Origin of the sequence: Noviherbaspirillum saxi, assembly GCF_003591035.1 — a bacterium.
Classification (GTDB): Bacteria; Pseudomonadota; Gammaproteobacteria; order Burkholderiales; family Burkholderiaceae_D; genus Noviherbaspirillum; species Noviherbaspirillum saxi.
On record NZ_QYUO01000001.1, the window covers coordinates 1,698,306 to 1,719,226 of the forward strand.

At 56.9% G+C, this 20,921-nt stretch carries 15 protein-coding genes and 2 tRNA genes; 10 read left to right on the top strand and 7 right to left on the bottom strand.

What is annotated here, in order from left to right; all coding sequences use genetic code 11:
* Positions 1-18 precede the first annotated feature (18 nt).
* The 7 genes from clpP to D3871_RS08040 all read left to right on the top strand — a co-directional run bounded on the left by clpP (position 19) and on the right by D3871_RS08040 (position 7,850).
* Entirely contained in the window at positions 19-645 is a 627-nt protein-coding gene (clpP, locus tag D3871_RS08010) for an ATP-dependent Clp endopeptidase proteolytic subunit ClpP (protein ID WP_119768406.1), read from the top strand.
* Between the two features lie 163 nt (positions 646-808).
* Positions 809-2,077 carry an ATP-dependent Clp protease ATP-binding subunit ClpX gene (gene clpX / locus D3871_RS08015; RefSeq protein ID WP_119768407.1) on the top strand — a complete coding sequence of 423 codons (1,269 nt, stop codon included), beginning with the start codon at positions 809-811 and terminating at the stop codon, positions 2,075-2,077.
* Positions 2,078-2,322: 245 nt separating this feature from the next.
* Positions 2,323-4,737 (top strand): endopeptidase La, encoded by a 2,415-nt coding sequence (gene lon / locus D3871_RS08020; protein WP_119768408.1) that lies wholly within the window; start codon positions 2,323-2,325, stop codon positions 4,735-4,737.
* A 441-nt stretch (positions 4,738-5,178) separates the two neighbouring features.
* The gene (locus tag D3871_RS08025; RefSeq protein ID WP_119769971.1) at positions 5,179-5,451 is read left to right on the top strand and encodes an HU family DNA-binding protein; all 273 of its coding nucleotides are present in this window, start codon (positions 5,179-5,181) and stop codon (positions 5,449-5,451) included.
* A 145-nt stretch (positions 5,452-5,596) separates the two neighbouring features.
* A tRNA-Val gene (locus D3871_RS08030) sits at positions 5,597-5,672 on the top strand.
* 26 nt (positions 5,673-5,698) lie between these two features.
* Positions 5,699-5,775: transfer RNA gene (locus D3871_RS08035), tRNA-Asp, on the top strand.
* A 143-nt stretch (positions 5,776-5,918) separates the two neighbouring features.
* Complete coding sequence (locus D3871_RS08040) at positions 5,919-7,850, top strand: SurA N-terminal domain-containing protein (RefSeq protein WP_119768409.1); 1,932 nt, start codon at positions 5,919-5,921, stop codon at positions 7,848-7,850.
* Positions 7,851-7,939: 89 nt separating this feature from the next.
* Here D3871_RS08040 and D3871_RS08045 read toward each other — a convergent pair whose 3' ends face one another.
* Positions 7,940-8,590 carry an arylesterase gene (locus D3871_RS08045; protein ID WP_119768410.1) on the bottom strand — a complete coding sequence of 217 codons (651 nt, stop codon included), beginning with the start codon at positions 8,588-8,590 and terminating at the stop codon, positions 7,940-7,942.
* Here D3871_RS08045 and D3871_RS08050 point away from each other — a divergent pair.
* Positions 8,589-9,269, top strand: a complete 681-nt coding sequence (locus tag D3871_RS08050) for an ABC transporter ATP-binding protein (protein ID WP_119768411.1) — start codon at positions 8,589-8,591, stop codon at positions 9,267-9,269. The genes D3871_RS08045 and D3871_RS08050 overlap by 2 nt on opposite strands.
* 25 nt (positions 9,270-9,294) lie before the next feature.
* Here the strand turns inward: D3871_RS08050 and D3871_RS08055 are convergent, their stop codons facing one another.
* From D3871_RS08055 to D3871_RS08075, 5 genes are all read right to left on the bottom strand, one after another.
* Positions 9,295-10,206 carry a DMT family transporter gene (locus D3871_RS08055; RefSeq protein ID WP_119768412.1) on the bottom strand — a complete coding sequence of 304 codons (912 nt, stop codon included), beginning with the start codon at positions 10,204-10,206 and terminating at the stop codon, positions 9,295-9,297.
* Positions 10,181-11,716 (bottom strand): NAD(P)H-hydrate dehydratase, encoded by a 1,536-nt coding sequence (locus D3871_RS08060; protein WP_119768413.1) that lies wholly within the window; start codon positions 11,714-11,716, stop codon positions 10,181-10,183. The genes D3871_RS08055 and D3871_RS08060 overlap by 26 nt, the downstream gene beginning before the upstream one ends.
* Positions 11,717-11,805: 89 nt before the next feature.
* A complete protein-coding gene (locus tag D3871_RS08065) occupies positions 11,806-12,939 on the bottom strand; it encodes an NAD(P)/FAD-dependent oxidoreductase (protein ID WP_119768414.1) in 1,134 nt (377 codons plus the stop codon).
* Positions 12,932-14,185, bottom strand: coding sequence for a D-amino acid dehydrogenase (locus D3871_RS08070; RefSeq protein ID WP_119768415.1), 1,254 nt, complete (start codon positions 14,183-14,185; stop codon positions 12,932-12,934). Before D3871_RS08070 ends, D3871_RS08065 begins: the two co-directional genes overlap by 8 nt.
* Before the next feature lie 176 nt (positions 14,186-14,361).
* Positions 14,362-14,967: a ParB-like protein gene (locus D3871_RS08075; protein WP_233575648.1), complete on the bottom strand. Its 606-nt coding sequence runs from the start codon at positions 14,965-14,967 to the stop codon at positions 14,362-14,364.
* On the opposite strand from D3871_RS08075, the gene D3871_RS30760 reads away from it, so the two are divergent.
* Positions 14,864-15,331 (top strand): hypothetical protein, encoded by a 468-nt coding sequence (locus tag D3871_RS30760; protein WP_233575673.1) that lies wholly within the window; start codon positions 14,864-14,866, stop codon positions 15,329-15,331. The two genes, D3871_RS08075 and D3871_RS30760, sit on opposite strands and share 104 nt — an antisense overlap.
* Here D3871_RS30760 and D3871_RS08080 read toward each other — a convergent pair.
* Positions 15,325-16,647 (bottom strand): amidase, encoded by a 1,323-nt coding sequence (locus tag D3871_RS08080; protein ID WP_119768417.1) that lies wholly within the window; start codon positions 16,645-16,647, stop codon positions 15,325-15,327. The genes D3871_RS30760 and D3871_RS08080 overlap by 7 nt on opposite strands.
* Positions 16,648-16,870: 223 nt before the next feature.
* Here D3871_RS08080 and purL point away from each other — a divergent pair, with 223 nt between their 5' ends.
* Entirely contained in the window at positions 16,871-20,890 is a 4,020-nt protein-coding gene (gene purL, locus D3871_RS08085) for a phosphoribosylformylglycinamidine synthase (RefSeq protein WP_119768418.1), read from the top strand.
* Positions 20,891-20,921: the final 31 nt, after the last annotated feature.

The following is a 20,921-nucleotide window of genomic DNA, read 5'->3' on the forward strand; positions in this document are numbered from 1 at the left end:
CCTCCTTAAGGAAAGCACATGTCAGGCATGATTAGAAACTCGGCGCTGGATACTGAAATGCTCGGTATGGTGCCGATGGTGATTGAACAGAGCGGCCGCGGCGAGCGCGCATATGACATTTACTCCCGCCTGCTGAAGGAACGCGTGATTTTTCTGGTGGGTCCGGTCAACGACCAGTCCGCCAACCTGATCGTGGCACAACTTCTGTTCCTCGAGAGCGAAAATCCCGACAAGGATATTTCGCTGTATATCAATTCTCCCGGCGGTTCCGTATCGGCCGGCATGGCGATTTATGACACCATGCAATTCATCAAGCCCGACGTGTCGACTCTGTGTACCGGTCTGGCGGCTTCGATGGGAGCCTTCCTGCTGGCTGCTGGTGCGAAAGGCAAGCGCTTCTCGTTGCCAAATTCCCGGATCATGATCCACCAGCCGCTTGGCGGCGCACAGGGTCAGGCGAGCGATATCGAGATCCAGGCGCGCGAGATTCTCTACTTGCGTGAACGGCTCAATAATATTCTTGCGGAAAAAACCGGCCGCAGCGTGGAACAAATCAGCAAAGATACAGACAGAGATAACTTCATGTCTGCTGCTGATGCGGCTGAATATGGCATGATTGACAAGGTCCTGACGACTCGCGTCTAACTTGTTTCGTCCAAGCGAAAAACGCCCGGACGGCAGCTCGTCCGGGCGTTTTGTTCTTCTCACGACGAATTCAACCTGGAATCTTCAAATTGTTGAGCGGCGTCGTGACGAACCAGGAATTCGCAGGTAATATCGGATCAATTCTCCACCTACACTTTGCTCTATGTCTGACAAAAAATCCTCCAGCGGCGAAAAATTGCTTTACTGCTCATTCTGCGGTAAGAGCCAACACGAGGTGAAGAAACTAATCGCAGGTCCGTCGGTATTCATCTGCGACGAGTGTATTGACCTGTGCAACGATATCATTCGCGACGAGGCATCGAGCATCGAGTCCGTCGCCGGCCCCAAATCCGATCTGCCGACTCCGCAGGAAATTTTCGAGCTTCTTGGTCAGTATGTCATTGGACAGGAAACCGCAAAACGTATTCTCTCGGTAGCGGTATATAACCACTACAAACGCCTCAAGCATCTCGGCAAGAAAGACGACGTCGAGCTCGCCAAGAGCAACATTCTTCTGGTCGGTCCGACCGGTTCCGGTAAAACCCTGCTCGCTCAGACGCTTGCACGGATGCTGAATGTGCCGTTTGTGATTGCTGATGCAACGACATTGACCGAAGCCGGCTATGTCGGTGAAGACGTCGAAAACATCATTCAGAAATTGCTGCAGAACTGCAACTATGAAGTCGAGAAAGCGCAGAAGGGCATCGTCTACATCGACGAGATCGACAAGATTTCGCGCAAGTCGGACAATCCTTCGATAACACGCGATGTGTCTGGAGAAGGCGTGCAGCAGGCGCTTCTGAAGCTGATCGAGGGAACCATGGCTTCAGTGCCGCCGCAAGGCGGTCGCAAGCATCCGAACCAGGACTTCGTTCAGATCGACACGACGAACATCATGTTCATCTGCGGCGGTGCGTTTGATGGCCTTGCGAAGATCATTTCCAATCGCTCCGAGAAGAGCGGCATTGGATTTTCGGCCAGCGTAAAGAGTCAGAAGGAGCGTAATGCAAGCGAAGTATTGCTTGATGCAGAGCCTGAAGATTTGATCAAGTTTGGTCTCATTCCCGAACTCGTCGGCCGCCTGCCGGTTGTCGCGACACTGAGTGAACTAAACGAGGAAGCCTTAATCCAAATCTTGCTTGAACCCAAGAATGCATTGATCAAGCAGTACGCGAAGTTGCTGCAGATGGAAGGTGCAGAACTTGAGGTTAGGCCTGCAGCATTGCATGCGATTGCCAGGAAGGCGCTTGAGCGCAAGACGGGCGCACGTGGCTTGCGCTCCATTCTTGAACATGCGCTGCTTGAGGTGATGTTTGAATTGCCCAGTCAGCAGAATGTCGCGAAGGTGGTGATTGACGAGAATACGATCATCAATGGAGCGAAGCCTTTGTTGATCTACCATGAGCAGCCAAAAGTGTCGGGAGCAAAATAATTGCGCTTCCACGTTTGGTAACCATGGTTAAAAGCCCGTTCTTTCCTAAAAGCAGTACAATTTGAATTACAGGAATCACTTCAGGCTTCCATAGCAAAGCCACCCGAGGGCGACTTCGTGTGTGGCTTTTTTTATTGCGATTTTTTGATGACAGCAATATGACCAGTGATTTTTGTTGCCGCTTGGACTTGAGTTTTGGGCTGTTCGTGCCTACATCATTAACAAGCTTTTAAATAAGGTTCGCCATGACGACTTCCACAACATTAACTGAACACACCCAACTGCCGCTGTTGCCGTTGCGGGACGTTGTAGTTTTCCCGCATATGGTGATCCCGCTCTTCGTTGGCCGTCCCAAGTCGATCAAGGCTCTCGAAGCAGCAATGGAGCAGGGCAAGAGCATCATGCTTGCTGCTCAAAAGGCCGCCGCGAAGGACGAACCATCCGCCGATGACATCTACGAGATCGGCTGCGTCGCCAACATCCTGCAGATGCTCAAGCTTCCTGACGGTACCGTCAAAGTTCTGGTGGAAGGTGCCCAGCGCGCACGCATTCACAGCATCAGCGAACTCGATACGCATTTCATCGCCGAGCTGACTCCGGTCGAATCGGAGTCTGGCGACGAATCGGAAGTCGAAGCCATGCGTCGTGCGATCGTTCAACAATTCGATCAGTACGTCAAACTGAACAAAAAAATTCCTCCTGAAATTCTTACTTCTCTTGCGGGAATTGATGACGCAGGGCGCCTGGCGGACACCATAGCAGCGCATTTGCCGCTCAAGCTTGAGCAAAAACAGGTGATTCTGGAAATCTTCAACGTCGCCAAACGCCATGAGCACCTGCTCGGACAACTCGAGGGTGAACTTGACATTCTGCAAGTTGAAAAGCGCATCCGTGGCCGCGTCAAGCGTCAGATGGAAAAATCCCAGCGCGAGTATTACCTGAACGAACAGGTAAAGGCTATCCAGAAGGAACTGGGCGAAGGCGAAGAGGGCGCTGACCTCGAAGAGCTCGAAAAGAAAATCATCGCAGCCAAGATGCCGAAAGAGGCGCGTGAAAAGGCACAGGCCGAGTTGAAAAAACTTAAGCTGATGTCGCCGATGTCTGCAGAGGCAACAGTCGTTCGGAATTACATCGACACCATGCTCAGCCTGCCATGGCGCAAGAAGTCCAAGGTCAATAACGATCTTCCGAATGCCGAGAAAGTCTTGGAAGGCGAGCACTATGGCCTTGAGAAGGTCAAGGAACGCATTCTGGAATATCTCGCTGTGCAACAGCGTGTAGATAAGTTAAAGGCGCCGATCCTTTGCCTCGTCGGCCCCCCGGGCGTCGGCAAGACTTCGCTTGGGCAGTCTATCGCGCGTGCGACCAACCGCAAGTTTGTCCGCATGGCGCTGGGCGGTGTGCGCGATGAAGCCGAGATTCGTGGCCATCGTCGTACCTACATCGGTTCGATGCCGGGCAAGATTTTGCAAAGTCTGTCAAAGACAGGCGTACGCAACCCCTTGTTCCTGCTTGACGAAGTGGACAAGCTCGGACAGGACTTCCGTGGCGATCCATCATCGGCACTGCTCGAGGTTCTCGATCCCGAGCAGAACCACACGTTCTCCGACCATTACATCGAAGTCGATTTCGACCTGTCCGATGTGATGTTTGTTGCCACGTCGAATTCGCTGAATATTCCACCGGCGCTGCTCGACCGGATGGAAGTGATCCGCTTATCCGGCTATACCGAAGACGAGAAAACAAATATTGCGACGCGTTATCTTCTTCCAAAGCAGATTACCAATAACGGCTTGAAGGAAGATGAGATCAACGTCGCCGAATCGGCGATTCGCGACATCATTCGCTATTACACACGCGAAGCCGGCGTGCGCTCGCTTGAACGCGAAGTTTCCAAGATCTGCCGAAAAGTCGTGAAAATGCTTCTGCTGAAAAAGCAGGATCGCAAGGTCATCGTCACCTCGAAGAACCTCGACAAGTTCCTCGGTGTAAGGCGTTATGACTTTGGCATGGCCGAAAAGGAAAACCAGGTAGGTCAGGTCGTTGGTCTTGCGTGGACCGAAGTCGGTGGCGATCTCTTGACGATCGAAGCAATGACGATGCCTGGCAAAGGCGATGTCATTCGTACTGGTACCTTGGGCGATGTCATGAAAGAGTCGATCGAGGCTGCTCGTACGGTCGTTCGTAGTCGAGCGAAACGTCTGGGTATCCAAAGCGACCTGTTCAGCAAGAGCGACATCCATATTCACGTGCCGGAGGGGGCGACTCCGAAAGATGGACCATCCGCCGGTATCGCGATGACTACGGCGCTAGTGTCGGTCTTGACTGGTATTCCGGTGCGCGCGGATGTGGCCATGACGGGTGAAATTACTCTCCGTGGAGAAGTCCTTCCCATTGGTGGCCTGAAGGAAAAGCTGCTGGCGGCACATCGTGGCGGAATCAAGACTGCCCTGATTCCGGAACAGAATGTCAAAGACCTCGCCGATATTCCGGACAACGTCAAAAACAAACTGGAAATCATTCCGGTGCGCTGGATTGACAAGGTCCTCGAAGTTGCCTTGGAGCGTCAACCGACTGCGTTGAGCGATGTCGATGCACCGGTAGATACTGCGGTGACAGCAAGTACCGGGCAAACCGACCCAAATGTTGTCAAGCACTAAGCGGTTCCGGTTCTTGCAAGACAACACCAAAAAACGCGCCAGCAATGGCGCGTTTTTTATTGCCGGCACGCCGCTATCAGCCAAATTAACTTAATCGAAAATGGCGTTCGATAAACGCGCAGATTCGTATGATGACTGCTTGACACAAGACTTTGTGACTTGTTAAATAACCCATGCAGAAATTTCTCTTCTGCATGTCTTATACCAATTCCGACCAGTAGCGTAACGTAATATATGACATCGATGGGTTTGTTTGACTGGCAAGGCGCAGAAGGAATCAATAACATTGCTATTGACGACGAGTGCAACGCAGCCATGCCGACAAATCCATCGATGTCATGCCGCGTTATGGCTACGGATTGGTATTAACTAACATTGCACCGGCACGATAAAACAAGATAAATGCACGGTGCAAATTCCAACTTCAAAGAGGGGACCTTAGTGAATAAAACAGAATTGATTGACCATATTGCAGGTACAGCCGACATTTCGAAAGCAGCGGCAACGCGCGCACTCGACGCAATGATAGGTGCCGTCAAAACCACACTGAAGAAAAATGGTTCCGTCACCCTGGTCGGCTTCGGTACGTTCATGGTTGGCAAACGCGCAGCGCGCACTGGGCGCAACCCGCGCACTGGTGACGCAATCAAGATCAAGGCGGCCAAAGTGCCGAAGTTCCGTCCTGGCAAAGGACTGAAGGATGCGCTCAATTGATTGATCTGATCTGATCACGTAATCGCATGCCTGACTGCACAATCTAACATTTAGTAGTGCAACAAAATAAAAGATCCTATATAATCTTGTTTTTCTCGACGTGGTGACAAACGTCCAGGAAGTTTGGCTGACTAAGTGTGGATCCGGGTGCTTAGCTCAGTTGGTAGAGCGGCGCCCTTACAAGGCGTAGGTCGGGAGTTCGAGCCTCTCAGCACCCACCAAGCAGCCAAGCATGCAGCAAAAATTAGGAGTGGTAGTTCAGTCGGTTAGAATACCGGCCTGTCACGCCGGGGGTCGCGGGTTCGAGTCCCGTCCACTCCGCCAAAAACCGAAAAAAGGCGAACGTAAGTTCGCCTTTTTTCATATGCGGCAATGCTTTTGCTTAGACGGCGTTCTATGCTGTAAAGGGCCATGCAAGCCGGTCCGCGCAAACAGTGTTATCGCAATCCGTATCTTATGGACTGAACATGTTTGAATTCATTCGTACCCATCGGCGCCTCATGCAGTTTGCGCTGCTGCTGTTTATATTCCCTTCCTTTGCATTTTTCGGACTTGAAGGCTACACCCAGTTCCGCGAAGGTGGCGACGCAGTCGCCAAGGTGGCGGGGCAATCCATTACCCAACAGGAATTCGACAATGCCCAACGCGAACAGATGGAACGCCTTCGGCAAATGTTCGGTGGTCAGTTCGACCCCAAGTTGCTGGACACGCCGGAGGCGCGGCAAAACGTTCTCGATGGCCTGATCGCACAGCGCGTAATGGCATCCGAGGCTGCAAAGAATCACCTGTCGGTCAGCGATCAGGCATTGCAGCAGACAATCCTTGCCATTCCGGGTATGACTGGTCCCGACGGAAAATTCGATGTGGAACGCTACAAGTCCTTGCTTGCCGCTCAGGGGATGACCCCGACCATGTATGAAGCACGGTTGCGGCAGGATCTGACGCTTCAACAAGTCAACGCGGGTGTGCAAGCAAGCGCGTTTGCGCCGAAGACCGTTGCCGGCCGTTTATCGGACCTGAACGATCAGGAACGTGAGGTTCAGGAAGTATTGTTCAAGGCGTCTGATTTCGTGTCTCAGGTCAAGGTAACGGATGACATGCTGAAAGCGTATTACGAGAAAAATGCGAAGCAGTTTGAAATTCCGGAACTGGTAAAAGCAGAATACGCCGTTCTCAATAGCGATGCTGTCGCCGCGCAAATTACCGTCAGTGACGCAGACATCAAATCCTATTACGACCAGAATGCTTCACGGTATACCGAAGAAGAACAGCGCCGCGCAAGCCATATCCTCATCAAGGCCGACAAGGGTGCATCGGCGGCAGACAAGAGCGCTGCAAAGGAAAAAGCGGAAAAGCTGCTGGTTCAGGCACGCAAGAATCCGGCTGACTTCGCAAAACTTGCAAAGGAACATTCGCAAGATCCGGGTTCGGCAGAGCGTGGCGGCGATCTCGATTTCTTTGGCAAGGGCATGATGGTCAAGCCCTTCGAAGACACAGTGTTCAAACTCAAGCAGGGCGAGATCAGCGATGTTGTCGAGTCCGATTTTGGCTATCACATCATTCAGTTGACCGGAGTAAAAGCTGCAACAGCGAAATCCCTGGACGAAGTAAAAAGCCAGATTGCCGCAGATATCAAGAAACAGCTTGCCGCCAAAAGATTTACCGAACTGGCCGAGCAGTTCACCAACACTGTCTATGAGCAATCTGAAAGCCTGAAGCCTGTTACCGACAAGCTGAAACTGAAGATAGAAAACGTCGATGGCTTGACCCGCGTGCCGAATCCAACCGCGGCGCCGACAGCTCCATATAACAATCCGAAATTCCTCGCTGCGCTGTTTTCCGATGAGGCGGTGAAGAATAAGCGCAATACCGAAGCCGTAGAGGTGTCACCCAATACCTTGATCGCAGGGCGAGTCCTCGAATACAAACCGGTCAGTAAACGTCCGTTTGAAGAGGTCCAGGCAATCGTGCGAGAGCGTGTGGTCCAGGAGGAGGCGGCGGCTTTGGCGAAAAAAGCTGGCGAGGCGAAACTCGCTGCGGTGAAAGCCGGTAGCGACACCGCTGGCTTCGGCCAGGCGAAGACCGTGTCCCGCGCCAAGGCGGAAGGCATGAACGGTGCGGCACTGTCGGCAGTAATGAAAGCCGATACGAGTAAGCTTCCTGCCTATGTGGGCGTTGATCTGGGCGCGCAAGGATACGGCGTTTACCGCATCAACAAGGTGGCGCAGCCGGCAAATCCGGACGTGGCACGCCGCCAGGCAGAACAGCAACAGATTGCAGGCGCATTGGCCCAACAGGAAGCCCTGGCCTATCTGGAGGCGTTAAAGAAGAAAGCAAAGGTCGAAATACTGAAGCCGGTGGCTTCGTCCAACAACGCAGAAACTGCTGATACGAAATAATTGCAGGCTGCATGCCTTGAAAAAAACCGCTCGTTATCACGAGCGGTTTTTTATGTTCAAAGCAACTCTGCAGCAGAAAGAAATTCCATTTACTTGCCCAGCAACGGCTTCAGATAAGGCCAGATATTTTCCAGAATGATTGGCTGCGCCTCAGCCAGTGGATGTATGCGGTCGGACTGGAACAGCTTGGGCTGATTGGCGACACCTTGCAGTAAAAATGGTGCGAACGAAATCTTTGTTTCCTTCGAAAGTTTTTCATACATGCCCGAGAATTTTTGTGTGTATTCACGGCCGTAGTTGGGGGGGATCTGCATCCCTACAAGAAGCACGTTGGCTTTCGCCTTGCGCGAGGCATTGATCATGTCACGCAGATTCCCCTCCGCCGATGCAACCGGTAGTCCACGCAAACCATCATTGGCACCCAGTTCGACGATCACGATATCCGGTCGATGCTGACCGAGGAGGGCGGGTAGCCGCGCCTTGCCTCCGCTAGTGGTTTCGCCGCTGATGCTTGCATTGACAATGACCGCGTCGATTTTCGATTGCTTGAGGCGTTGTTCAAGCAAACTTACCCAGCCGCTGCCGCGTGCGAGGCCGTACTCCGCCGACAGGCTATCACCGAGCACAAGCACGGTTTTTGATGCAGAATAGGCGCACGTTGCAAAGAAGAAGAACGACAGCGCCGCCAGCCATCTTAAGTTATTAATCCCGGATTTATATTTCTTACCATTATCACGCATGCCTGGACCTTCCTTAACACCTGCAATTGAAGTCGTTCGATTGAGCAAGCGCGTCACCGATGCAACGGGCGAGCTAACCATCTTGAGTGGTATCGATTTTACCGTCCGTCCAGGAGAGACGCTCGCAATCGTAGGCGCGTCCGGATCCGGCAAGTCCACCTTGCTTGGTTTGCTTGCCGGCCTCGACATGCCTACCGAAGGAACGGTAAAGCTGGACGGCGTCGATATTTTTGCATTGGATGAAGACGGACGTGCCGGCTTGCGTCAAGCCAAGCTGGGATTTGTATTCCAGTCTTTCCAGTTGCTTGCCCATCTCACCGCCCTTGAAAACGTCATGCTCCCGCTGGAGCTCAGGCGCGATGACGAGGCCAGATCGAAGGCGGAAGCAATGCTCGGCCGGGTTGGGCTTTCCAGCCGATTACGGCACTATCCAAAATTCCTGTCGGGCGGCGAACAGCAACGTGTCGCGCTCGCACGCGCATTTGTGACAACTCCGCCTCTCTTGTTCGCGGATGAGCCCACAGGAAGTCTGGATGCCGCTACTGGCGACTCCGTTATCAAGTTGATGTTCGAGCTCAATGAAGAACGCGGCTCGACCCTTGTGCTGGTCACGCACGATCCGTCGATCGCCGCGCGGTGCAAGCGAACCATCACCATTTCCGCCGGTCGCCTTACCTGAAAAGTCGGTTGCGAAAAGCTGCGCACTACAAGGCGGCCTGCCTGTGCATGCGGCGATGCTCGACGTAGGCGATTCCCATTCCGCTTGCGCAGATAATACCGATGCCAAGGGCGGTCAAGGTATCGGGCAATTGATTGAACACCAGCCAGCCCATTCCCGTCGCTGAAATAATCTGCAGATAGAAGAACGGCGTCAGCAGCGAGGCTTCCGCATGCTTGTAGGCGCTGTTGACGAAATAATGTCCGACCGTGCTGGTGATGCCGGTCGACGCAAGGATCAGCCATTCGCGTGTGGTCGGCATATGGGATGACCAGAAAAATGGAACGATCAGCGTGCTGGCAATCATGCCGACCAAGCCTCCGTAGAATAACGTCACTAATGGATGGTCGGTCTGGTTGGTCTTGCGGGTCAGTACCGATACGCCGGCGAAGATGATGGCGGATGCGGCGCCAAGCAGTACACCTGCCGGCACGATCCCTCCGCCCGGACGCATCACGATCAGCATGCCGATAAAGCCGATGCCGACGGCAACCCAGCGCGACGGATAGCTCTTTTCCTTGAGCAGCCATGGCGATACCGCCAGCACGATCAGCGGCGCGCAGAAATTCATTGCGGTGCCTTCGGAAAGCGGCACGATCTTCAGTACCGAGAAGAACACGATGGTTGAAAAAAGCAGCATCGCGGCGCGAAATATCTGTAGGCCGGGGCGTTGGGTTGCCAGGATACTGCGTCCGGTTTTTCGGTAGTACAGCGGCGCAAGGGTGGCCGCCATGAAGACGGTATTAATCGTGTAGCGCATCCATGCAATCATCACTACATGGTAGCCGGCCTGAGTCAGCAGTTTTCCGGCGGTATCGAGCAGCGTAAGAGTCCACTGGCCAGCGACCAGGCAGGCAATGCCAAGCCATAGGTTAGCGCGGGACGTGGCGTTGTGCATGCTGCTCCGTCAATTGATTGAGAATGCGCCGAGCGGCAGGAATCAATTCGCTCGCCGTCAGTCCAATCGGTCCGACGCCATCGCGCACGAGCGCATCGGCGGCCGCGCCGTGGACCCAGACTGCAGCAAGCGCCGCTTCCCAGCAGGGAAACGTCTGGGCCAGAAGCGCTCCGCAGATGCCGGCCAATACGTCTCCGCTGCCGGCCGTGGCCAGCGCCGGGTTCCCGGTTGGATTGATGACCAGCGCCCCGTCAGCGCGCGCCACGATGCTACCCGAACCTTTCAGCACAACCACCGCATTGGTCTGCTGGGCCAATCGGCGAGCTGAGTTCATCCGGTCTGCCTGGACGCTGCGCGTATCGGTCTGCAGCAAGCGCGCCGCCTCCAGCGGGTGCGGTGTCAACATGGATGGCGCGCTGCGCTTTCTTAGCGCTTGCTGCAAGGTCTCGTCGACAGAAAGCAGGTTCAGCGCATCCGCATCCAGCACAAGAGGACAGTCGCTGAGCAGCGCCTTTTCCAGCACTTCCTTTGCTTGCTGCGATGTGCCGAGGCCGGGCCCCACCACAAGCACGCCGGTGAAGGTTTCGATTTCCACGACGTGGCGGCACATCAGTTCGGGTTGCAGGAAATCATAGGCCGGAGTCTGATCGACAAACGCAGTGAACACCCGGCCTGCGCCGCACTTTGCCGCAGCATGCGACGACAGGACAGGGGCGCCCGCCATGCCGCGACCGCCTCCGATCACGGTCACGTCACCATAGCTTCCCTTATGCGAGCTGTGACGACGCTTCCTAAGGTTCGTGGAAAACAGGTGAATGCCGCCAAGACGCGCAGTCGATGGGCCGAACGGCATGAGATCGATATCAAGGCCGGCGACACGTACTTCGCCGGCATGATCGCGGCCTTCGCTGGTATGCAGACCGGCCTTGTTGCCGATAAAAGTCAGGGTATGTGTCGCCACTATCGCAATGCCGTCCGCGCCGCCCACTACGGTCCCGGTATCGGCATCGAGGCCGCTGGGAACATCGAGCGCAAGCACCGGGCAGGGCAAGGCGTTGATGGCTTCCACCAGCGTACGCAAGGAATCCGTGATCGGCCGTGCCAGACCAATTCCGAATAGTCCATCAACCACAAGGTCCCAATCGACTGGGTGGCGGATAGCATCGGCATTAGGCGCAATCAACCTTATGCCCACTGCCTGCGCGCGTTCCAGCGCACGCTGCGCATCCTCCGGCTGCCTGGAAGGATCGGCGCATACCATGACGGTCGGATGCAAGCCGGCATCGGCAAGCAGGCACGCCATCACGAGCGCATCGCCGCCGTTATTGCCCGGACCGGCGACAAGCAATACCTTGGCCGCGGCAGGCTGCAGCTGAAGCAGGCTAAGTGCCAGCGTCGTGGCCGCTTTGGCGGCGCGTTGCATGAGCGTGCCAGGCGGCAGCGCGGACATCGTATCGCGCTCGATGTTACGCACTTCGTCAACGGTGTAGAGCGCCGTTGGATCATGCATGAAGGAATTGCCGGTTCCGTTGGGAATGCGAGTACTAGGCAAATGTTCTGTCATGCGAGCTGGTCGAATGGATAAGAAAGCGGACAGGCTTACTCCGGCAAGGCACGGTTCACGTCGCCGGCAACGGTCATTATATGCTTTGCAATAGAAAGCGATGCGGTAAGGCCTGGTGATTCGATGCCGTACAAGCCCAGGTAATGCGGGCTGCCATGCGTCGCAAACAGAAAGTCGGCAGTCGGCGAATCCGGCCCGCTGATTTTCGGTCTTACTCCGGAATACGCGGGTTGCAGTGCGGCCTCGGGAAGGTCTGGCCAGTAACTCCGGATCTCACGATAAAACTTGTCCGCCCGCCGGGGATCGACGCGGTAATCGATGCCGCCATCCTGATCGCTTAGCCATTCCACATCCGGCCCGAAGCGCACCTGACCCCCAAGGTCCAGCGTCAAATGGACGCCCAGTCCGCCAGGTTCCGGCACCGGATAGATCAGATGGGTAAAAGGCGCTTTTCCGGCCAGCGAATAATAGTTCCCCTTGGCAAACCATGCGGTCGGGGTAATGCCCTGGTCGAGGCCTTTGATGCGGTGCGCAAGCCGGGGCGCCCATAAGCCCGCACAATTGACCAGAAGATCCGTGCTCAATTCGATTTCAGTACCGTCGCTGCTGCATGCCTGCACCACGCAGCCGTCGCCTGTCAATCCGGCGCCGGTCACCTTGCTGTCGAACGCGAAGAGCGCGCCTGCGTTTTCGGCATCACCCTGCAGCGACAGCATGTACGCATGGCTGTCGATGATGCCGGTGTTTGGCGACGAAAGGGCTGCAACGCAATGGAGTGCCGGTTCAAGGGCCTTGGCTTCAGCGGCATCGAGCTGCGCCACTTCGTGACAGCCGTTCGCATGCGCCTGTGCATGAATCAGCGCGAGCTTTGCTGCCTGGGCATCATTGCCGGCAACGATGAGCTTGCCGCAGCGACGGTGAGGTATCGCGCGTTCAAGGCAGTAGGCATACAAGGCGTGGCGTCCAAGGACGCACAGGTGCGCCTTCAGACTGCCGGTCGGGTAATACAAGCCGGCATGAATCACTTCGCTGTTGCGTGAGCTGGTCTCCATTCCGATGGCCGCATGCTGTTCGATGACCAGCACTTCGCGCCCCGCAAGCGCGAGTTCGCGAGCCACCGCCAGTCCAACCACGCCGGCACCGATAACAATACATTCGACTCTATCCATAGCGCGCCAATGTCAATCCATCCAGGTCGATTTCCGGCACACGTCCCGAGACGAGGTCGGCGACGACCTTGCCCGATCCGGCAGCCATGGTCCAGCCATGGGCACCATGGCCGATGTTGATAAAAAGATTGCGCACAGGCGTGGCCCCCAGCAAAGGAGGGCCGTCCGGCAAGGAGGGCAGCGTCCCGCACCAGAAATTCGACTTTGCATAGCTGGCGGCATGCGGAAACCAGTCGCTGCCAACCTTCACCAGTGTCCGCAATGCCCGGTCCTGAAGCTCGTTGTTGCGCGTACCGATCTCTGCAATGCCGGCCAGGCGGATACGGCCTCCCATGCGCGCGAGGCTGACGTTATACGCTTCGTCCACCATCGCCGCTCGCGGCGCGTGGTCGAAGTTCTTGATCAATGCAGTCGCTGCATAACTCTTGACCGGATAAATCGGCACCCGGATGCCCAGCGGTTTTAGCAGGCGTGCGCTATCCGCACCGGCGGCGACCACGACCGCATCCGCAGAGAAGCGGTTGCCGTTTATGCGCAGCCCGATGCCGCCTGCCTCGGGTTCGAGGGCTTCGACAGTGCTGGTGAAATGGAACTGCACGCCGATGGAAGACGCGATGTACTTGAGCCGCTTGGCAAACAGGGGACAGTTGCCTGTTTCATCTTCCGGCAGATAAAGCGCGGCCGCCAGCGGTGTATGCGAGGCCAGCGTCGGCTCTACTGCGCGCGCGCCATCGGGGTCGAGCATCAGAAAGGGAATATCCTGTTCCGCCAGCATGTCGATCGCCGGGTGCACGAAAGCCAGGTCTTTTTCCGAACGAAACAGCTGTAGCAAGCCTTGGGTCTGTTCGTAATCGATCTGATAGTGCTCGCGCATCAGATGCAGCAGATTGCGGCTGTAAAACGCGATTCTCTGCATGCGCGACCGGTTGATGCGGTAACGGTCCAGCTCGCATTCGTCGAGCCAGCTGCGGGCCCAGCGCCACAGCGCGCGTTCGGTAGACGCCTTGAGCGTGACGGCGGATTCGCTGCGAAAGAGCGACGACAGGATCCTGCGCGGCATGCCTGGTGCCGCACTTGGCGCAACATAGCCGGGCGCCACCATCCCCGCATTGGTAAAGCTGGCTTCTTGCGCGACATTGTGATGACGTTCGATGACGACGACATCATGTCCCGCTTCGGCCAGAAAATAAGCGGTACAGACGCCGACGACGCCGCCTCCGATAACCGCAACCTGTTTTTGTGTCACGTATTTGCCTGGGAATGCTGAAATGTAAAGAGGGCTACGAATGGAATGATCCGTAGACCACGGGACACATTTCTAGTTCGAGAGCATGATTTTATTCCGTGTCGCGGTTTGGCGTGCGAACTGGCCATTGTGATTGCGCAAACTGTTCGCGTCATCGGCAAGCTGGTGTTGGAAGACTACTGAGAATTAGCCTTGCATGGACCGGCATAGCCCGGCAGATTCCGCGCTTCCGGTTGGCACGCAAATAGTTCCGCTTGCCGGATTGCCGCGAGCAGGTTCATGCGGTCTATCGATTGCCAATTCATGCGCTGGCCGAAATAGCGGGCCCAGTGGAATTCCATGAAATAGGCATCGGTCTTCTTGAAGTAGCCGGCATCCTGCGCATAGCTGGCAAGCGCCCGATATGGATCGTCCTGCAGATCCGTAATCCGGCGCGGCAAGGCGGCCGGCTTGATCGGATTGCCTTTCGGATCGAACAGCCAGACCCAGTGCCGCTTCTCCATTTCTTGCCAGAAGGTGCGCGGTTCGCTGAAACGGCCGATCACCTCCGCCGTTACCTTGCCCGCTCCGAGCCGGGACAATACGCTTGCGAGATGATGGCTGTCGGTCAGATAGAAACCGCCGTCCGGCGCTTGCACGACCGGGATCGGGCGCTTCGCTGTGTACTTCACGAAATCCATGTTCGCCGACATGCGCACTGCTCTTTCCTCTACCGTGATCTTTCCGACCGCCGTCTGGGTCGGGTGCAATGCAGACAAGGCGATTTCGCAGCTCGATTTCACCGGCGTCTGCTTGCTGCAGGGTGGGGCCGCTTCGGCAGCGCTTGTCACGACGCCGGACAATGTCATCAGAAGCGGCGCAATCCATGAACTTATTGGCGATCCAACCGATGATCGGAAAGAAAGCGGCTTGCGGCGACAAGCGGAAAAAACGAAAGACATAGTTGAAAACCGGCGACAGAGAAGCGGCAATGATACTCCGACCATTGCCATGACAAGCCTTACCAGAACGGCAGGGCCGCGAAAGGAATTTGCGGTTTGTTGCCTTACGGATGTATCGATACTTGGCGCGCCATATCAAAATAGTGACGAAATGACGACGGCAAGGCGTGATTCAATGCGGTTCACGCCTTTTTGTTTTTACTGATTTGATTGCAATGCGTTTTCTACTGCGCGCGCAACCGCAAGCACCTTGCGATCCGCCATCGCAGGTCCGGCGATCATCAGTCCCACGGGCAGACTGCCTTCTTCATGGCAAGGGAGCGAAACCGCGCAACCGTCCAGCAGATTGATTGCCGACGGGTTGCGCAGCAGGAGGCCATTGGCCTTGAAAAAAGCTTCTTCCGACGCTTCGAGTTCGGCAATGGGCGGCGCTACGATGGGTACCGTCGGCATGATCAACGAATCGAAGGGACCAAGCGCGTCCTCCATGCGGGTGATCCAGTCACGCCGCTTTTTGTGCAGGTCGATGTAGTCGGCCGCACTCATGGCGGCGCCGCTCTTGATGCGTTTGGCTACACGCGCATCGTATTCGCTTTCCCGTGCCGCAAGCAGGCCGCGATGCCAGGCGAATGATTCCGCACCGGAAAACTGGTTCAGGTCAGCCGCTTCGCCTAACAGGGTAAAGGACACATCAACGATCTTTGCGCCTGCTGCCGATAACAGGGCCAAGGCGCGGGAAAACGATGCCGCAACATGGGAATCGAGCGTGTCGAGCATCACCGTCGCCGGCACCGCAAGCCGTATGCCTGCCAGCGGCAGATCAGGAATGGACAAAGAGTTGTCTGCAATGATGCTGTCGACCAGAATGCAGTCATCGACCGAGCGCGCCATCGCACAGATCGTATCCAGGGTGGTGGACAGCGGAATGGTGCCCGCCGTGGGTACGCGTCGCGCGGTCGGCTTGAAACCGACGATGCCGCACAATGCGGCAGGAATGCGGATCGAACCGCCAGTGTCGGAACCGATTGCCGCAACGCATAGCCCGGTCGCGACCGATACCGCCGCGCCGGACGATGATCCGCCCGGGATACGTGCGATTTCGTCGTCGGCCGGATTGACCGGCGTACCGTAATGGGGATTCAGCCCCACCCCGGAAAATGCGAATTCCGTCATGTTGGTCTTACCCACGATCGCAGCGCCGGCAATGCGCAAACGCTTCACTACCGGGGCGTCGGACGTTGCCACGGGCGTATCCCGCAATGCGGTTGAGCCCGCCATCGTGGTTTCTCCCGCGATATCGACCAGATCCTTGATGGAAACCGGCAGTCCCGCCAACGGCGACAGTTCGACGCCCGCCGCGCGCATTGCATCTGCATGATCGCCAGCGGCGCGCGCCGCATCCGGATACAGCCTGGTGAAAACAGACTTCGTCTTTTCCGCTTCTTCAAGACAGACATCGACCAGGGAATGACGTGAATACCTGGCCAATGCAGGAATCGATTTGGAGGTGAGGGGGTTCATGCGGACAGAACTCGCTTAAGCAAAATGATCGGCATGGCAACGATAGCATACCGTCAGGGTGCCGTCGAAGTGCGTCAATCAGGTCGGCTGTTACGCAATACCCGTGACAAAGACCGGCTTGGCAGGATGCCATGATGCGGCGTCGCGGTATAATCGCGGTTTCCCGATTTAACCCGCAGTCGGGTCGCCAACCGGCCACCGCTGCATCAATTTTCTCGCCGCCATGTTGATTCTGCCGGGCTCCAATGCCCTGTCTGCCTTCCGTACCCAGCGCCTTTTGTCACAATTGCAAGAAGTCGAGCCCGCGATCGTCAGCGTTACCGGCCGTTTCCTGCACTTCATCGAGGCGGCGTCCGCGCCCAGCAAGGATGAGATCGGACGATTGGATGCCTTGCTGACATACGGCGAGCCCTTTGCGGGCAGCGCGGACGGAGAAGAATTCATTGTCATTCCGCGTTTCGGCACCATTTCGCCATGGGCCAGCAAAGCGACCGATATTGTCCATAACTGTGGCATGGTCCATATCAAGCGCGTCGAACGCGGGATTTCCTATCGGGTGCAGATGAAAACCGGCCTCCTGGGCGGTGCCAAGAAGCTGCCGGAAAGCGCGATTCCGGCGGTTGCCGCGCTATTGCATGACCGGATGATCGAAGCCGTGCTGCGCGACGCCAATGAGGCAGCCGGCCTGTTCCGTGAACTCGATGCCAAGCCGCTGGAATTCGTCGATGTGCTCGCCGGCGGCAAGGATGCCCTGGTGCGGGCAAACAGCGAACTCGGGCTTGCGTTGTCCGATGACGAGATCGACTATCTGCTCAATGCCTTCACGCAGGCGAAACGCAATCCCACCGACGTTGAATTGATGATGTTCGCGCAGGCCAACAGCGAGCACTGCCGCCACAAGATTTTCAATGCGGACTGGACCATCGACGGCGTCAAGCAAGACAAGTCGCTGTTCGGGATGATCAAGAACACGCACCAGCTGCATCCCAGGGGCACCGTCGTTGCCTATAGCGACAATTCGTCGGTCATCGAAGGTGCCACCGTATCGCGCTTCTATCCGCGTGGCGCTGCGGGCGGCAATGTGTATGAAGCATCGGATGAGCTCACGCATATCCTGATGAAAGTCGAAACCCATAACCACCCGACCGCGATTTCTCCGTTTCCCGGCGCGTCCACCGGCGCGGGCGGCGAGATTCGCGACGAAGGGGCAACCGGACGGGGCGCGAAGCCGAAAGCTGGCCTGACCGGCTTTACCGTGTCGAACCTGATGATCACGCATGCGGTGCAGCCTTGGGAAAATGCGCGCGATGCCGCCGAACCCGCGGCTCAGCGTGCGCCGCATGCGCAGGCCGGCATCTACGGCAAGCCGGATCGTATCGCATCGCCGCTGCAGATCATGATCGACGGTCCGATCGGCGGCGCGGCATTCAACAATGAATTCGGCCGGCCCAATCTGGGCGGTTACTTCCGTACTTACGAACAGAATATCGGCGGCGCGGTAAAGGGTTATCACAAGCCGATCATGATCGCGGGCGGAATGGGCAATATCTCCGCCAAGCACACCAAAAAGCATGACCTGCCGGTCGGCAGCCTGCTGGTCCAACTCGGCGGCCCCGGCATGCGCATCGGCATGGGCGGCAGCGCCGCATCGTCGATGGCAACCGGTACCAATACCGCCGACCTCGATTTCGACTCCGTACAGCGCGGCAATCCTGAAATGGAGCGCCGCGCGCAGGAAGTCATCAATGCCTGCTGGGCCATGGGCGACGACAATCCCATCCTGTCTATCCATGACGTCGGTGCGGGCGGCCTGTCGAATGCATTCCCGGAGATCACCAACGATGCCAGGCGCGGTGCGATCTTCGACCTGCGCAAGGTCCCGCTGGAAGAGAGCGGCATGGCACCCAAGGAAATCTGGAGCAATGAATCGCAGGAGCGCTATGTGCTGGCGATTGCGCCGGATAGCCTGCCGCTGTTCCAGTACATGTGCGAGCGCGAACGCTGCCTGTTTGCGGTAGTCGGTACCGCGACCGAAGAGCGCCAACTGAAGGTGATCGACCCCGAACAAGGCAATAACCCGGTCGACATGCCGATGGAAGTCTTGCTCGGCAAACCGCCCAAGATGCATCGCGACGTGACGCATGTACAAAACGAATATCCGCCGGTCGACCTGACCGGCATGGAGTTGGCCGAAGTTGCGCAGCGCGTTTTGCGCCTGCCGACCGTTGCCGACAAGTCCTTCCTGATCACCATCGGCGACCGTACCGTGGGCGCGACTTCGGTGCGCGACCAGATGGTCGGCCCATGGCAGGTGCCGGTTGCCGATTGCGCGGTCACGACCATGAGTTTCGAAGGCTATCGCGGCGAAGCCATGTCCATGGGCGAGCGCACACCGCTCGCGGTGATTGATGCGGCAGCCTCCGGGCGCATGGCGGTCGGCGAAGCGCTGACCAACATCGCCGCCGCACCTATCGCTGACATTTCGGACATCAAGCTATCCGCCAACTGGATGGCCGCCTGCGGCCAGCCGGGTCAGGATGCGGCGCTGTTCGATACGGTCAAGGCCGTCGGCATGGAATTGTGCCCGGCGCTCGGTGTCAGCATCCCGGTCGGCAAGGATTCCCTTTCCATGCGCACCACCTGGAAAGATGAAGGCGGCGCCAAGGAAGTGACATCGCCGGTATCGCTGATCGTGTCCGCGTTTGCCCCGGTGCCGGACGTGCGGCTGTCGCTTACGCCGCAGTTGCGTACCGACGCCGGCGACACGGTGCTGATCGCCATTGATCTCGGACGCGGCAAGAACCGCATGGGTGCTTCGGCGCTGACGCAAGTGATGCAGCAGATTGGCAATGAAGTCCCGGACGTGGACAGCCCGGAAGACCTGAAGGCCTTCTTCTGCGCGATCCAGCAACTCAACAACGAACGCAAGCTGCTTGCTTACCACGACCGTTCCGATGGTGGCCTGTTCACCACGCTGTGCGAGATGGCATTCGCCGGCCGTACCGGCTTGTCGTTGAACCTCGACATCCTGACAATGGAAGGCGAGCATGCATCCGACTGGGGTGATTCCAAGAACTGGGCAGGCCAGGTAGCGGAGCGCCGCAACGAACTGTCGCTGCGCGCCCTGTTCAATGAAGAACTGGGTGCCGTGATCCAGGTAAGGGCAGAGCAGAAGTCCGACGTGATGGCCGTGCTGCGCTCATACGATCTGGGTGCCTGCAGCCACATCATCGGCAAGCTCAACGATCGCGATGTGATCGAAGTCATGCGCGACGCCAAACTGGTCTACAGCCAGCCGCGTACGGAACTGCAGCGCCTGTGGAGCGAAACCAGCTGGCGCATCGCACGTCTGCGCGACAACCCTGCATGCGCGGATGCGGAATACGAACGCATTCTCGACGCCGCCGATCCCGGCATGACGCCTATCGTCACCTTCGAGCAGCAGGTCGATATCGCCGCGCCATTCATCGCAACCGGCGCTAAGCCCAAGGTTGCCATCCTGCGCGAGCAGGGTGTGAATTCGCATATCGAGACCGCCTATGTGATGCATAAATCCGGCTTTACTTCGGTAGACGTGCACATGAGCGACCTGATTGCCGGCCGGGCGCGTCTTGATGACTTCAGCGGCTTTATCGCGGTCGGCGGTTTTTCGTATGGCGATGTGCTGGGTGCCGGCGAAGGATGGGCGAAAACCATTCTGTTCAACGCCAAGCTGGTCGAACAGTTTTCGATATTCTTCAACCGCGGCGATACCTTTGCACTCGGCATCTGCAATGGCTGCCAGATGATGAGCAATCTGAAATCGATCATTCCGGGCGCGCATGCCTGGCCGAAGTTCACGCGCAACAAGTCCGAGCAATTCGAAGGGCGCCTTGCAATGGTCGAAGTCACCAACTCGCCATCGATCTTCTTCAACGACATGGCGGGTACGCAGAGCCCGATCGCGGTAGCGCACGGCGAAGGCTACGCCGACTTCTCGCAGACCGGCAATATCGACGAAGCCATCGTCGCGATGCGCTGGATCGACAATAACGGCAGGCCGACCGAAACCTATCCGTACAATCCGAATGGATCGCCTCAAGGCATCACATCGGTCACCACGCCGGACGGCCGCTTTACGGTATTGATGCCGCATGCCGAGCGTGTATTCCGCACGGTGCAGCATTCCTGGCATCCGGAAGGCTGGGGCGAGTATTCGCCGTGGATGCGCATGTTCCGCAATGCGCGGAAGTGGGTTGGGTAAAAAGTACGCTGTCTATATGTTGGCGGAGTCA

What these genes read in the sequence shown, in the direction of transcription:
- clpP (WP_119768406.1), top strand. Translation starts at nt 19, where the DNA reads ATGTCAGGCATGATTAGAAACTCGGCGCTGGATACTGAAATGCTCGGT.
- clpX (WP_119768407.1), top strand. Translation starts at nt 809, where the DNA reads ATGTCTGACAAAAAATCCTCCAGCGGCGAAAAATTGCTTTACTGCTCA.
- lon (WP_119768408.1), top strand. Translation starts at nt 2,323, where the DNA reads ATGACGACTTCCACAACATTAACTGAACACACCCAACTGCCGCTGTTG.
- D3871_RS08040 (WP_119768409.1), top strand. Translation starts at nt 5,919, where the DNA reads ATGTTTGAATTCATTCGTACCCATCGGCGCCTCATGCAGTTTGCGCTG.
- D3871_RS08050 (WP_119768411.1), top strand. Translation starts at nt 8,589, where the DNA reads ATGCCTGGACCTTCCTTAACACCTGCAATTGAAGTCGTTCGATTGAGC.
- D3871_RS08045 (WP_119768410.1), bottom strand. Translation starts at nt 8,590, where the DNA reads ATGCGTGATAATGGTAAGAAATATAAATCCGGGATTAATAACTTAAGA.
- D3871_RS08055 (WP_119768412.1), bottom strand. Translation starts at nt 10,206, where the DNA reads ATGCACAACGCCACGTCCCGCGCTAACCTATGGCTTGGCATTGCCTGC.
- D3871_RS08060 (WP_119768413.1), bottom strand. Translation starts at nt 11,716, where the DNA reads ATGCATGATCCAACGGCGCTCTACACCGTTGACGAAGTGCGTAACATC.
- D3871_RS08065 (WP_119768414.1), bottom strand. Translation starts at nt 12,939, where the DNA reads ATGGATAGAGTCGAATGTATTGTTATCGGTGCCGGCGTGGTTGGACTG.
- D3871_RS30760 (WP_233575673.1), top strand. Translation starts at nt 14,864, where the DNA reads ATGTTCGCCGACATGCGCACTGCTCTTTCCTCTACCGTGATCTTTCCG.
- D3871_RS08080 (WP_119768417.1), bottom strand. Translation starts at nt 16,647, where the DNA reads ATGAACCCCCTCACCTCCAAATCGATTCCTGCATTGGCCAGGTATTCA.
- purL (WP_119768418.1), top strand. Translation starts at nt 16,871, where the DNA reads ATGTTGATTCTGCCGGGCTCCAATGCCCTGTCTGCCTTCCGTACCCAG.